Origin of the sequence: Micromonospora sp. WMMD998 (genome assembly GCF_029581235.1) — a bacterium.
In the GTDB taxonomy this organism is placed as follows: Bacteria; Actinomycetota; Actinomycetes; order Mycobacteriales; family Micromonosporaceae; genus Micromonospora.
Map to the genome: position 1 here is coordinate 4647221 of NZ_CP120740.1, position 13583 is coordinate 4660803.

Consider the following 13583-nt stretch of genomic DNA (forward strand, 5'->3'; position numbering starts at 1 on the left):
CCGGAACTCCGGTGAACAACCATCGATAAATACGCCTATCCGTCGGCGCTGGTGAATGCGATGACGATAATCTTCGCCAAATTGGCCGATGCGCCGCCAAATGCGTCAATGGCCGCGCGCACCGGTGGGTATGGGACGCCCCGTCGCGGTGCGGCTCAGGCCGCGGCGAACTCCATCAGCGTGAGGCCGCCGGAGCCGTGGAAGGTCCGCCGGGGCGCCAGGCCCGCGGCGGCGGCCAGCGCGGCGTGCTCGGCCACCCCGCGCTCCCGGCCGCCGACGAGCACCAGCATCCGCAGGTCGTACGGGGACAGGTGCGGCACGTGCGGCACGGTGGGGAGCACCTCGATGACGAGCACCCGGCCGGTGTCACCGGCCGCCTCGGCACAGCGGCGCAGGATCGCCGTCGCGTGGGCGTCGCTCCAGTCGGTGAGCGCGCGGGACACCACGTACACGTCGCCGCCGGTCGGCAGCGCGGCGAAGAAGTCACCGACCACGGCGTCGACCCGGCCGGTGAGACCGTGCTCGGCGAACGTCGCCGTGGCGGTCGCCACCGGCTCGTCGCGGTCCACCAGCGTGCCGCGCAGGTGCGGGTGCGCGCACAGCAGCTCCCGCAGCAGCCCGCCGGAACCGCCGGCGACGTCGACCACGTGCGTCACCTCGGGCCAGGGATAGCACGTCGCCACCTCCGGCGCGGTGATGCGCTGCTGGCTGAGCATGACCGCGTCGAAGTAGGCGCGGTGCTCCGGGTGCGCGTCGAGGTCGGCCCAGAAGTCGCGCCCGTGGACCGCCGCGTAGCCGGGGCCGCCGGTGCGGATCGCGTGCGGCAGCCCGGCCCAGGCCAGGTCCATCCGGGCGCCGAGACCACCGAGGTCCAGGTCGGCGCCGTGCCCGCCGCCGTCCCGGTCGCACAGCAGCGCGCCGACGTCGGTGAGCGCGAAGACGTCCGGCGACACCTCGGCGAACACGCCCCGGTGGGTCAGGTAGCGCAGCAGGCGGCCCAGCGCGGCCGGGTCGGCGTCGCACGCCGCGGCCAGCTCGGTCAGGCCGGTGACACCGGCCGCGATCCGGTCCGGCACCCGCAACGTCACCGCCGTGCGCACCGCGAACGGGGTCGCCAGATCGCTGAGCCGGTCGAGCCGCGCCGCCGCGTCACCGTCGATCGCCACCAGTTCCCCTCCCCGTTCACCGGCCCCGAATGATCCCAAGTTCGCGGCCGGCGCGTCAACGGCGACGGTGGTGAGGACATTCACCAGCGTGGAAGAATGCGCGGACGGGCCGTCGCGCGCAGACCGGAGGACCATCGATGACCACTTCCCTTGCCCTCGACGTCCGGCCCGTGACCGGCGCGCTCGGCGTGCAGGTGCGCGGCCTCGACCTGAACACGCTCACCGACGAGGGTTTCGCGCGCGTCCACGACCTCCTGCTGAAGCACCACGTGGTCTTCCTCGCCGGCCAGGCCGGGCTGACGCCGGAGGCGCACGTCGCGTTCGGCCGCCGTTTCGGCGAGGTGGAGCTGCACCCCTACCTGCCCCGCCTCGACGGGCACCCGGAGATCGTGCTGATCGACTCGGAGGACGGCGGGAAGGTCGACGTGTGGCACACCGACATGACGTTCCACCAGAGCCCGCCGATCGCCTCGGTGCTGCACCTGATCCAGTTGCCGGAGGTCGGCGGCGACACCATGTGGACCAACCAGCACCTGGTCTACGAGGCGCTCTCCGCGCCGCTGCGGGACCTGCTCGACGGGTTGACCGCCATCCACGTCATCCGGATCGGCACCGAGTTCACCAGCCGGGCGGAGCATCCGGTGGTGCGCGTGCACCCCGAGACCGGCCGCCGCTCGCTCTACGTCAACCGCCTGTTCACCTCGCACATCCCGCAGCTCACCCGCAACGAGAGCGACGCGCTGCTGGAATACCTGTTCGGGTTCTCCGAGAGCCCGCAGTTCACCTGCCGATACCGCTGGCAGGCCGGGGACGTCGCGGTGTGGGACAACCGGGTCACCCAGCACTACGCGGTGAACGACTACGACGGCATCCGGCGCGGGCAGCGCATCACCGTGCTCGGCGACCACCCGAGCGGCGCCCCGCCCCGGTGGGAGCACCACATCCCGGCGCCCGGCCAGCGCTACTGGCCGGACCGGGTCAACGCGGTGGAGAGCTACTGAACGCGCCGGTCACCAGGTGACCGGAAACCACGCGATGCCGCCGTTCATCCGGTCGTGCCGCCACGGGATCTCGTCGATCGGCACCGCCGGCGCCAGCCCCGGCATCCGGGCCAGCAGCGCGCCGAGCGACAGCTCCACCTGCATCCGGCCCAGCGCCGTGCCGAGGCAGAAGTGCGGCCCGAAGCCGAACGTCAGGTGCGGGACGGTGGGCGTCCGGTCGATGTCGAAGACGTGGGGCTCGGGAAACTGGCGGGGATCACGGTTGCCGGCCCACGGGATCGCCATCACGCAGTCGCCGGCCCGCATCGCGACGCCGCCGAGGACGAGATCCTCCCGCACCACCTGGACCCGGAACATGGCGCTCACCGACGTGTAGCGCAGGATCTCGTCGGTCGCCGAGGCGAGCTTCTCCGGCGCCGCGCGCAGCTTCGCCAACTGCTCCGGGTGCTGGAACAACGCGCGCAGGCCGGCGCTCGTGGAGTTGATCTCCAGCCCGCCGAGCAGCACGCCCATGGCCAGCTCGACCAGCTCGGCGTCGACGAGTTCGTGCGCGTCCTGGCCGAGCACCCACGCGGAGAGCAGATCGTCGCCGGGCTCCGTCCGCTTGCGCGCCACCTGCCCCGCCAGGTAGGCCCGCAGCTCCGCCTGCGCCCGCGCCGCGCCGTCCGAGCCGTACGCGGTGACCGAGTTGAGGCCGGAGATCCAGCCGTAGAACCGGGGCCGGTCGACGGCCGGCACGCCGAGCACGTCGCACACCACGAACACCGGCAGCGGCGCCACCAGCCCGGCCACCACGTCGGCCGGGCGCGGACCGGCGAGCATGGCGTCGACGAGCCCGTCCACGATCCGCCGTACCCGGGGACGGAAGGTGGAGATGCGGCGCGCGGTGAACGCGCGGCCGGCGACCCGCCGCACCGCCGCGTGCGCCGGACCGTCCATGTTCAACTCCCGGGGGCCGGCGGCGCCCGGCGCCGAGGTGGCGCCCGGCGGGAGCCGGGAGAACCGGGGGTCGGCCAGGACCGTGCAGCAGTGCTCGTAGCTGAGCACCAGCCAGGCCGGCCGCCCGTCGGGCAACCGCACCCGACTGACCGGGTCGGTGACGACCATGTCGAGCAGGTCGGCGGGGAGGTCGCCGGTGAACGGCGCGAACGGATAGGGGCGCAGCGCGGAATTGACCGGCACCCGGTAAGACTCCACCACCCGTTAGTCCGGCGTCAATATCTATTGACGTCGGCGACGACCTTCCGCGGACGGACTCCGATCGCCTAGCATCTGTGGTCCAGGACTGCCGTTTCGCGTGCGGATTGGTGGCATTTGACTGCGGCCATGCGAATTCTGATGTCGACGTGGGGCTGGCGGTCGCATTTCTACGGCCTGGCCCCACTCGGGTGGGCGCTCCAGGCCGCCGGGCACGAGGTGCGGGTGGCCAGCCATCCCTCGATGGCCGCCACGATCACCGCGGCCGGGCTCGCCGCCGTGCCGCTGGGCGCCGACGTCGACTTCGCCGAGGCGTTCGCCGGCCGGATCGGCGCGGTGGGTCCGCTGGACCGGGCCGCACCGCCGGGCCACGTCGAGCCGGAGATCACCGCCGACGGCGGCGTGGTCCGGTTCGCCGACGCCCTCCTCGACGACCTCGTCGACTTCGGCCGGGCCTGGCGGCCGGACCTGCTCGTCTGGGAGCCGTTCAACCTGGCCGCCCCGGTGGCCGCCGCCGCGCTCGGCGTACCCGGCGTGCTGCACCTGTGGGGGCCGGACTCCTCGGTGACGCTGCGGCTCGACCAGGAGTCGGTGATCGGGCCGCTCGCCGCCCGGGTCGGCCTCGCCGCCGACGACGTGGCGCTGAACGGCGACCTGACGCTCGACCCGGCGCCGCCGCCGCTGCAGGTGCCGATGACCCGCCCGGGCCGGCCGGTGCGCTTCGTCCCGTACAACGGGCCGGCCGTGGTGCCGCCCTGGCTGCGCCGCCCGGCGGACCGGCCCCGGGTCTGCGTCACGGCCGGCACCATGATGGCCGGCGTCGGGCTGCACGACCGGCTCGACCTGGCCCGGGTCCTCCGGTCCGTCGCCGAGCTGGACGTCGAGGTCGTGGTGGTGGTCGAGCCCCGCCAGCAGCGCGACCTGGGACCGCTGCCGGCCAACGTGCGGCTGGCCGACGCGCCGCTGGCGCTGCGGCTGGTGCTGCCGACCTGCGCCGCGCTCGTGCAACAGGGCGGCGCCGGCACCACCATGACGGCGCTCGCGTACGGCGTGCCGCAGCTCATCCTGCCGCAGGTGACCGACCATCACTTCAACGGCGAACGGCTGACCGTCACCGGCGCCGGCGCCTGCCTGCCGTCCGGGCACGCCCGAGGCGCCGCGGTGCGGGACGCCGTCGCGGACCTGATCGGCGACGGGCCCGCGCGGGCCGCGGCGGCGCTGATGCGGGACCGGATCGCCGCGCTGCCCAGCCCCGCCGACGTGGTGCCGGCGCTGGCCGCCCTCGCCGAGCGCACCCCGACCTGACCGCCACGAAGGAGTCGCAGATGACGCAGCAGCAGCCCGTCCCGTACCCGCTCGCTCCGGCTCCCACCATCTACCACCCGTCACCCGACTACACCCGGCTGCGCGAGACCTGCCCGGTGGCCCGCGTCGAGTTGCCCGACGGGGCGTCGGCCTATCTCGCCACCCGGCACGCCGACGTACGGCGGGTCTTCACCGACCACCGGTTCAGCCGGGCCGCCGCGGCCGGACCCAACCGGCCGACCCGGGAACTCGGCTCGCTCGCCGAGGACTCGCTCATCGGCATGGACCCGCCCCGGCACACCACGATGCGCCGGGCGGTGTCGCACGCCTTCACGGTCCGCCGGGTGGAGGAGCTGCGGCCCACGGTGGCCACGCTCGTGGACGGGATGATCGACCGGATGGAGGCGGCGGGACGCCCGGCCGACCTCATCACCCACCTGTCCGCGCCGCTGCCGATCTACGTGATCAGCAAGTTGTTCGGCATCCCGGAGGCGGACCAGGAGCGGGTGCGGGAGTGGTCCGACGCGCTCGTCGGCGACTGGGACGCCGACCCGGCCGCGCCGCAGGCCGCCCTCGACGCCTTCCGCGAGATGATCGTCGAGCGCCGCCGCCGGCCCGGCGACGACCTGATGAGCGCGCTCATCGCCGCCTGGGACGAGCACGACGACCTCACCGAACGGGAGCTGGTGTCGGTCACCGCCGGCATCTTCGTCGGCGGGCACGAGACCACCACCAACCAGCTCAACCTGTTCCTGCTCGTGCTGGCCCGCCACCCCGAGCAGTTGGCCGGGCTGCGCGGCGACGACCCGGCCGCGGTCGCCCGCGCGGTCGAGGAGCTGTCCCGCTTCATCCAGCTCGGCGACAACGGCGTGCTGCTGCCCCGGGTGACCACCGAGGAGGTGGAGCTGGGCGGCGTACGCCTGCCGGCCGGGTCGGCGGTGATGCCGGCGATCGCCTCGGCCAACCGGGACGCGACGGTGTTCCCCGGCGCGGACACGCTCGACCTGGACCGCGCGCACAACCCGCACCTGGCGTTCGGCGCCGGCCCGCACCACTGCCTCGGCGCGGCGCTGGCCCGGATGGAGTTACAGGAGGCGCTGGGCGCCCTGCTGCGCCGGCTGCCCGGCCTGCGGCTCGCGGTCGACGAGGCGGAGCTGCGGTTCCGGCCCGGCCTGGTGGTGCGCAGCCTGGAGTCGCTGCCGGTGACCTGGGACGACAGGTGAGCGGCGGACCGGCCGGTCAGCGCCGGCCGGCCGGTCAGCCGCCGGTCGACCCGGGGGTGACCCGGGTCGGCGCGGCGGCGTCGAACGCCGCCTCCACGGCCACCTCCTCCACGCCGCGCAGCAGCCGCTCCGCCCGCGCCTCGGTGAAACACGCGAAGTCGAAGATCACCTGAAGGAACACCGTGTCCGGCTGGTCCTCGACGGTGAGGAAAACCTGCTCGTGGAGGTGGTCCAGGGGACCGTCCCAGACCAGGAACGTCTCGTCCGCCTTACGCCGGACCGCCTCCACGGTCACCGGCTCGTCCCGGACGCCACCGTCGGCCGCCGCGCGGGTGGTCACCCGCCGGTCGTTGATCCGGCACGTCACCCGCGCCGGATAGCCGCGCTCGGCGTCCAGCCGGGCCTCCAGGTCGGTGAGCCCCACCGGGTCGTAGTAGGCGTACATGCCGGCGGTCACCGACGCCCGGCGGGCCCGGGCCACCACCTCGTCCACCGTGGCCCCGGCGGTGTCGACGGTCAGCACGCCGTTCTGGCTCAGCGGCGCGATCGCCTCGGCGAAGCCCGGCCGGAACCGGTTGCCGACGATGAGTTTCGCGGTGAGCGGGCTGACGCCGGTGGCCCGGCCGATCGCCACGGCGATGACCGCGAGCAGGACACGCGAGGTGTCCGTCCGGGTCCGCCGCGCGATGGCCCGCACCGCCAGGTACGCCGCGGGCGAGCTGAACCGGCCGTGCCAGTACCGGTGCCCCTGCCGGCCGCCCGCGGTGGGCGCGCCGAACGTCAGCGGCGGGATGGACCGCAGGTGCGCCGCCCAGTGCCGGACCGCGCGGTCGCTCACCCGTTGCAGCGGCGGCGTCGCCTCCCGCCGCCCCAGGTCGAGGATCTGCACGGTACGCGGGTCGCGGGCGCGGCGGACCGCCGGCTCGGCCAGCCCGAGGTCGGCCAGGAGCAGCGAGGTGGCGGTGCCGTCCACCACGAGGTGGTCGAACGTCAGCACCCGGTGCACGAGCGCGCCCCGGTGCCGGACCACCGCCATCCGCACCGACCAGTCCCGGTAGAGGTCGTACGGGGCCAGCAGGCGGGCGTGACCGAGCTGGTAGGCGAACGCGGCCACGTCGGCCGGGTCGGCGTCGTCGGGGACGTCCACCACGTCCAGGACCGTCTCGCCGGAGCCCGACACGACCTGGCACGGCCCGCCCCGGTCGTCGACGCCGAGCCGCATCCGCAGGGCCGGGTGCCGGGCCATCAGGTCGGCCAGCTCCGCCGCCATCTGCTCGACCGTGGCACCCGCCGGCACCGGGTGCGCGCCGGAGACGTTGTGCGTCCACCCGGTCTCCCGCATGTCCTGCATGATCGCCTTCTGTCCCCAGGTGAGGGGCGCGGCGCCGGCGCCCGCTCCGGCGAACGGAACGGGGACCTGCGCCTCGGCCGTCTGCGCGATCATCGGCCTATCAGAGCAACGCGCATCGGCCGGTGTCAACGTCCGACCGGAGCGGTTACGCTGCCGTCCATGCGGGACGCCGTACGGGTCTGGGTCCTTCCGGTCACGGCGCCGCCCGCCGAGGTGGCCCGGTGCCGGGCGGTGCTCGACCCGGCCGAGAAGGCCCGAGGCGCGAGGCTCGGCGACGAGGCGCTGCGGGACCGGTTCGCGGTCGCGCACGGCGCGCTGCGGATGCTCGCCGCGCGGACCGTGGGCGCGTCGCCGGAGGCGCTCACCTGGCGGCCCGGCCGGCACGGCAAGCCGGCGCTGACCGGGCCGTGGGCCGGCCTGCACACCAGCCTGTCCTACTCCGGCGACCTCGTCGCGGTGGCGATCAGCGCCGGCCGCCCGGTCGGGGTGGACCTCCAGCACCCGCCCGCCGGCCGGGACCCGGTGCCCCTGGCCGCGCGCTTCTTCCACCCCGGCGAGGCCCGGCACGTGGCCGGCGGGGCCGACGCCGCCGAGCGGGCGCACCGGTTCACCCGGCTGTGGGTCCGCAAGGAGGCGGCGGTCAAGGCCGCCGGGGGCCGGCTCTGGCCCAACCTGGCGGTGCCGGTGCACCCGGACGACGTGATCTCCTGCGTCGACGTGCCCGCCCGGCAGCGCCTGACCGACCTGGCCACGCCGGCCGCTTACCGGGCGGCGGTCGCGCTCGCCGGTGACGCGCCGTACCCGGTCGAGTTCCACCCGTTGACACTCACCGATCTTCTTTGCTCTGATGACTCCATGTTGGAGCGCACGCTCGATCCGCGGGGCCATCGGTGCTAGAGCACGACACGTCGACCACGTCCCCGTCGCGCGAGCGGATCGTCGCCAGCCTGACGGCGTTGTTGACCCGCATGCTCAGGCCGGACGCCCCGGTCACCGAGCGGACCCAGTTGATGGACGAGCTGGGCCTCAGCTCCTCGCTGGCGCTTGAGCTGCTGCTGGAGCTGGAGGACGAGTTGGAGATCCAGATCGACGTGGAGGATCTGGACGAGGACCAGATGGCCACGCTCGCCGACCTGGCGGACCACATCGTCGCCAACTCCACCCCGCGTTGAGCATGCCGGCCAGCCTGAGCGTGGTGGTGCCCGCGCACGACAACGGCGCCGCCCTCGACGCCACCCTCGACTCGCTCACCCGGCAGACCCTGCCCCGCGACGAGTTCGAGGTCGTCGTCGGCGACGACGGCTCCGCCATGCCGCTGCGCCCGGTCGCCGAGAAGTACGCCGACCGGCTCACCGTCGACTACGTCCGCAGCGAGCACAACCGGGGGCGCAGCGCCAACCGCAACGCCGCGGCGGCCCGGGCCCGCGCCGACACGCTGATGTTCCTGGACGCCGACACGGTGGCCCACCCCCGGCTGCTGGAGCGGCACCGGGACTTCCACGCCGCCCGTGCCGGCCGACCCGGGGTCCTGCTCGGGGCACGCCACGACCTGGACTGGGCGGGCGCGGACGCGCTGCGCCGGGGCGAGCCGGTCGAGCCGGCGATGCTGGACGCCGAGCGCGGCGACCCGCGTCTGGAGGACACCTCCCACCCGCAGCGGATGCGGGACTTCCCGAGCGCGCCCTGGGTGCTCGGGTTGACACACAACGCCTCCGTCGACCACGAGTCGTTCCGGCGGGTCGGCGGCTTCGACGAGGCCATGGTCAAGTGGGGCTTCGAGGACCTGGAGTTCTTCTACCGGGTCTTCCACCTGCACGGCGCCCCGCCCGAGCTGTTCCGGCTCGACGTCGACGCGCTCTCCTACCATCTTCCGCACTTCCGCCGGACCACAAACGGGCTGGCCTCGATGGACAACATGAAATACCTGCTGCGCAAACACCTGCGCTACGACGTCGAGGTGCTCTACGCGATCAACACGTTCGGCCGGCACCTGGGGCGCATCCGCCTCTACGGCGACGCGATCGACGCGTACCGCCGGGGTGGGCTGGGGCGACCGGAGGCGCTGCCCGCCGCGACCCGCGACGAGCTGGCGACCGCCCGGGCCCTGGTCGTCGGCAACGGCGTGTCCGCGCTGACGCTCGGCGCGGGCTCGCACACGTTCGACCACGCGGCGCCGCCCGGCGACACCAACTCCCACCTGCTCGGCACCGTCCTGCAACAGTTCAAGACCGGCTCGCTGGACCTGATCGTCAACGTGGACCTGTGGCGGTGCCTGCTCCCCGAGGACCTGCCGGCGTTCCTGACCCGGGGGCTGCTCAAGGCCGACCGGATCGAGCTGGTCGCCACCCACAGCGACCTCGACCAGCGGGCGCTGCTGCCGGTGCCGTTCGTCGCCGACCTCGACTACGTGGTCGACATGCTGACCCCCCACTTCACGCTCACCGCAACCACCCACCCCACCGCCACCGTCCTCACCCTCCGCTGACCCTCCCCCCTTCCCCGCCCCCACGGGCCGCTTTCACGGAAAGCGGGGCTATCACGCGCGGAATAGCCCCGCTTTCCGTGAATCAGCGCGGGAGGGGGGTGGGGTGGGGGTGGCCCAGGACGAGGCTCACGTTGTGGCCGCCGAAGCCGAACGAGTTGGACAGGACGGCGTCCACCGCGGCCTCCCGGGGCTTGCCGCGGATGTGGTCGAACTCGCCGGCCGGGTCCGGGTCGTCCAGGTTGTGCGTCGGCGGCAGCAGACCGCGCCGCAGCGCCTCGACGCCGATGGCCGCCTCGATCACGCCGGAGACGCCGAGCATGTGCCCGGTCACGCCCTTGGTCGAGCTGAGCGGCGGCGAGTGCGCGCCGTACACGTCGGCGAGCGCGGCCAACTCGGCCGCGTCGCCGGCCTTGGTGCTGGTGCCGTGCGCGTTGACGTACCCGATGTCGTCGGGACACAGGCCGGCGTCGCGGACGGCCATCCGCATGCAGTGCGCCGCGCCCGCGCCGTCGGGGCGCGGCGTGGTCGGATGGTACGCGTCGTTCGTCGCGCCCCAGCCGAGCACGTCGGCGTGGCGGCGGGCGCCCCGCGCGGCGGCGTGCGCGGCGCGCTCCAGCACCAGCACCCCGGCGCCCTCGCCGAGGACGAGGCCGTTGCGACGGCGGTCGAACGGCCGGCTCGCGACCGTCGGGTCGGCCCAGCCGCGGGCAAGCGCCCGCGCGTTGCCGAAGGCGTCGGCGAACGCCGGGAACAGCGGCGCCTCCGCGCATCCGCAGAGGACCACGTCCGCCTCGTCGGCGCGCAGGATCCGCAGCGCCTCGCCGACGGACTGGGCGCCGGCCGCGCACGCCGTGCCGATCGACGAGGTGTAGCCGCGGATGCCGTAGGTGATGGCGATGCGGGCCGCGCCCATGTTCGGCAGCGTGCCGGGCAGCATGTACGGGCTGACCCCGAACCGGCCCCGCCCGGCCCGGCTGAGCACCTGGTCGGCCAGGGTGGACAGGCCGCCGACGCCGGAGACGATGACCGCCGCCCGGTAGGGGTCCACGTCCCGGCCGATCCGCAGGCCCGCGTCGGCGAGCGCGTCGCCGGCCGCGCGCAGCGCCATCACGATCGAGCGGTCCACGACGCGGGACTCCGGGCCGGGCAGCACGCTCGCCGGGTCGATCGGCGGGGCGAACGCGGCGACGTCGACCACCCCGTGGACCGGGTGGTCGGCGGGCGGCCGGGACAGCCCGGACCGCCCGTCGCAGACCGCGTCGAACACCTCGTCCGAGGTCGCGCCGACCGGGCTCACCAGCCCGATGCCGGTGACCGTCACGCGCTCGCGCACGCCGCGACGCCCGATCAGTGCGCCGACGCCGGCTGGATGCGCTGGTCCACCGTCCGGCAGAACTCGGCGAGGGTCATCATCGCGAGCATCTCCGCCTCGTCGTCGTCGAACGCCACCCCGAACCGGTCCTCCACCCGCACCGCCAGCTCGGCCAGGCCGAGGGAGTCCACGTCGAGGCCGGCCGGGCCGAACACGGTGTCGTCGTCGACGTCACCGACGTCGTATTTCATCTCGGTCAGGGCGGCGAGCAGGAACGCGCGGATCTCATCGGTCATGGCCGGTGTGTCCTTTCCACAGCGTGAAATCGACCTTACTCAATCGGCATGGTTTGGCAAGGCGCCGATCGGCCGACGCGCGGTCGGCGCGGTCAACCGCACCGGCAGGCGGTCGTACCCGCGCAGCATGAGCTGGCGTCGCTCGCCGGGCTCGGCGGCGAGCGCCAGCGCCGGGAAGCGGTCGAGCAGGCGGGGCAGGACCAGCCGGCCCTCGGCCCGGGCCAGGGCGGCGCCGAAGCAGTGGTGCGGCCCGGCGCTGAACGCCAGGTGCCGGTTGTCCGGCCGGGACGGGTCGAACGAGTCGGGATCGGGGAACCGGCCCGGATCCCGGTTGGCGGCGCCGGTCAGCACCACCACCGTCGCGCCGGCCGGCACCGGCAGGCCGGCGACCTCGGTGTCGGCGGCGGCGTACCGGAGCGCGAAGTGCACCGGCGGCTCGTACCGCAGGATCTCCTCCACACAGGACGCGGCGAGCGACGGGTCGGCGCGCAGCGCGGCCACGGTGTCCGGACGCTCCAGCAGCAGGACCAGGCCGCTGCCGAGCAGGTTCGCGGTGGTGCGGAACCCGGCGTTGTACATGATGATCAGGTTGGCCAGCAGCTCGTCGGCGGAGAGCTGGTTGGGGTCGCGGTCGCGGATCCGCACCAGCGCCGAGACGAGGTCCTCGCGCGGGCGCGCCCGGCGCTCGGCCACCAACCCGGTGAAGTACGCGGTCAGCTCCGTCGCCGCGACGTTCGCGGCCCGCACCTCCCGCATCGAGCGGCGGCCGATCTCCAGCACCGCGTCGAACGTCCGGACCCGGGGCGGGAACCACGCCCGGTCCCGCTCCGGCACCCCCAGCAGCTCCCCGACCACGTCACTCGGCAGGCGCAGCGCGAACGCCTCCATGAAGTCGACCGGCCGCCCGCCCGCGCCCGCCGCGTCGAGCCCGTCGAGCAGTCCGTCGGCGATCCGCTCGATCGCCGGCTCCAGCGCGACCACCCGGCGCGGGGTCAACGCCTGGCTGAACAGTTGCCGGACCCGCAGGTGGTCGCCCGGCGCGGCGTTCAGCATCGACGTCTGGAGGATCCGGATCGCCGGGTGCGCGCGCCAGCGGGTGCCGGCCCGGTCCAGGTAGTCGGCGCCGAGCACCCGGAAGACCGGATCCCGCAGCACCCGGTTGACCGCCCGGTAGCCGTGCACGACCAGGGCGTGCGGGTCGTCGGGCCGCAGCGCGACCGCCTCACCCAGGTCGTGCAGCCGGGCGTAGAACGGGTAGGGGTCGCGCCGCACCTCCTCGCCGAGCAGGTCGTCGAGGGAGATGGAGACACCCATGGCCGCTCCTCGTGAGGCACCGACGTGACGTGACCCTAGAGTCACCGACACCGATGTGTCCACGGGGTCCCACGAACGGCCCGATGCCCGCCCGACCCGGGATCGGTCAGCCCGGCGGCCGGCCGATCGCCAGGGTGGCGAGCAACGCGGGATGGTCGGTCGACCCGCGCATGTCCACCGACCGGCGGCAGCAGATGGTCACGCCCCTTGTGGTCAGCAGATGCTGCCGGGCGCCGTCGTCGATCCGCCGGTAGTCCGGCGGCACGCACGCCCGCACGTCCGGCTCGCCGCCGGCCCGCAGGTTGAGGTCGCCACCGAACAGGCTCGGCGCGGGACCGGCGGCGCGGCGGATCGCCGTCGCCACCGCGCCGAGCAGGTGCCCGCACTGGGCCAGCGCGACCGCCCCGCTGGTGTTCGCCAGGTGGGTGGTGCAGGCGTGCAGCAGTCCCGCGGACCCGACGCACAGCCACACCCGCTCCTCCGGGTCGGCGCGGTCCTGCGTCGGATAGGTCCCGCGGCGCACCACCGGCCGGGCCCCGCCGGTGTCGAGGCGGGCCAGCACGCCGATCCCGTACGGCTCCCCGTTGTCGCAGCGGGTGGCGGCGCCGCTGGGCCGGTCGCCGGCCGCCTGGAACGCGGACACGACCGTGCCGCCACGGTGGACGGTGGCGAGCGACCGTGCCAGCGTGCCCACGTCGTCCCGGCAGATCTCGTTGAGGGTGACCACGTCGGGTCGTTCGGCGGCGATCACCTCGGCCGCCCGGGGCACCGCCCGGCCGGTCCAACAGCCGGCGCGCCCACTGTTGCAGAGGTTCATCTGGAGCACCCGGAGCGTCCCCGGGCCGGTGGCGCCGGCCGTCCCCGATCCGGCGGGCAGTCCGGCCACGACGAGCAGGCACACCACGGCAAGCGCCCGGCGGAAACGCCGGGAGG

13 protein-coding genes are annotated in these 13583 nt (G+C 74.4%); 6 read left to right on the forward strand and 7 right to left on the reverse strand.

Translation table 11 applies throughout. The features are described from left to right. Positions 1-155 precede the first annotated feature (155 nt). Positions 156-1166 (reverse strand): methyltransferase, encoded by a 1011-nt coding sequence (locus O7619_RS21210; protein ID WP_282282971.1) that lies wholly within the window; start codon positions 1164-1166, stop codon positions 156-158. Positions 1167-1303: 137 nt separating this feature from the next. On the opposite strand from O7619_RS21210, the gene O7619_RS21215 reads away from it, so the two are divergent. Beyond that, on the forward strand, positions 1304-2167 hold the full coding sequence (locus tag O7619_RS21215; RefSeq protein WP_282282972.1) for a TauD/TfdA family dioxygenase: 864 nt from the start codon (positions 1304-1306) through the stop codon (positions 2165-2167). Between the two features lie 9 nt (positions 2168-2176). Here the strand turns inward: O7619_RS21215 and O7619_RS21220 are convergent, their stop codons facing one another. Next, complete coding sequence (locus O7619_RS21220; protein WP_282282974.1) at positions 2177-3367, reverse strand: cytochrome P450; 1191 nt, start codon at positions 3365-3367, stop codon at positions 2177-2179. A gap of 126 nt (positions 3368-3493) precedes the next feature. On the opposite strand from O7619_RS21220, the gene O7619_RS21225 reads away from it, so the two are divergent. Together O7619_RS21225 and O7619_RS21230 are read left to right on the forward strand one after the other, a co-directional pair. Continuing rightward, complete coding sequence (locus O7619_RS21225; RefSeq protein WP_282282976.1) at positions 3494-4669, forward strand: nucleotide disphospho-sugar-binding domain-containing protein; 1176 nt, start codon at positions 3494-3496, stop codon at positions 4667-4669. A gap of 20 nt (positions 4670-4689) precedes the next feature. Continuing rightward, positions 4690-5892 carry a cytochrome P450 gene (locus tag O7619_RS21230; protein ID WP_282282978.1) on the forward strand — a complete coding sequence of 401 codons (1203 nt, stop codon included), beginning with the start codon at positions 4690-4692 and terminating at the stop codon, positions 5890-5892. A gap of 34 nt (positions 5893-5926) precedes the next feature. On the opposite strand, the gene O7619_RS21235 is transcribed toward O7619_RS21230, so the two are convergent. Further along, positions 5927-7336 (reverse strand): condensation domain-containing protein, encoded by a 1410-nt coding sequence (locus tag O7619_RS21235; RefSeq protein WP_282282980.1) that lies wholly within the window; start codon positions 7334-7336, stop codon positions 5927-5929. Positions 7337-7402: 66 nt separating this feature from the next. On the opposite strand from O7619_RS21235, the gene O7619_RS21240 reads away from it, so the two are divergent. Genes O7619_RS21240 through O7619_RS21250 form a run of 3 tightly spaced genes read left to right on the forward strand, consistent with a single transcriptional unit; the run spans position 7403 to position 9728 of the window. After that, entirely contained in the window at positions 7403-8140 is a 738-nt protein-coding gene (locus O7619_RS21240) for a 4'-phosphopantetheinyl transferase superfamily protein (protein ID WP_282282982.1), read from the forward strand. Beyond that, positions 8134-8415, forward strand: coding sequence for a phosphopantetheine-binding protein (locus O7619_RS21245; protein ID WP_282282984.1), 282 nt, complete (start codon positions 8134-8136; stop codon positions 8413-8415). Before O7619_RS21240 ends, O7619_RS21245 begins: the two co-directional genes overlap by 7 nt. 2 nt (positions 8416-8417) lie before the next feature. Next, the gene (locus O7619_RS21250) at positions 8418-9728 is read left to right on the forward strand and encodes a glycosyltransferase (RefSeq protein WP_282282986.1); all 1311 of its coding nucleotides are present in this window, start codon (positions 8418-8420) and stop codon (positions 9726-9728) included. Positions 9729-9810: 82 nt separating this feature from the next. On the opposite strand, the gene O7619_RS21255 is transcribed toward O7619_RS21250, so the two are convergent. The 4 genes from O7619_RS21255 to O7619_RS21270 all read right to left on the reverse strand — a co-directional run bounded on the left by O7619_RS21255 (position 9811) and on the right by O7619_RS21270 (position 13536). Beyond that, positions 9811-11061 (reverse strand): beta-ketoacyl-[acyl-carrier-protein] synthase family protein, encoded by a 1251-nt coding sequence (locus O7619_RS21255; protein ID WP_282282987.1) that lies wholly within the window; start codon positions 11059-11061, stop codon positions 9811-9813. 14 nt (positions 11062-11075) lie between these two features. After that, the gene (locus O7619_RS21260) at positions 11076-11336 is read right to left on the reverse strand and encodes an acyl carrier protein (RefSeq protein WP_282282988.1); all 261 of its coding nucleotides are present in this window, start codon (positions 11334-11336) and stop codon (positions 11076-11078) included. 39 nt (positions 11337-11375) lie between these two features. Beyond that, a complete protein-coding gene (locus tag O7619_RS21265; RefSeq protein WP_282282989.1) occupies positions 11376-12650 on the reverse strand; it encodes a cytochrome P450 in 1275 nt (424 codons plus the stop codon). 106 nt (positions 12651-12756) lie between these two features. Then, positions 12757-13536 carry an endonuclease/exonuclease/phosphatase family protein gene (locus tag O7619_RS21270; protein ID WP_282282990.1) on the reverse strand — a complete coding sequence of 260 codons (780 nt, stop codon included), beginning with the start codon at positions 13534-13536 and terminating at the stop codon, positions 12757-12759. Positions 13537-13583: the final 47 nt, after the last annotated feature.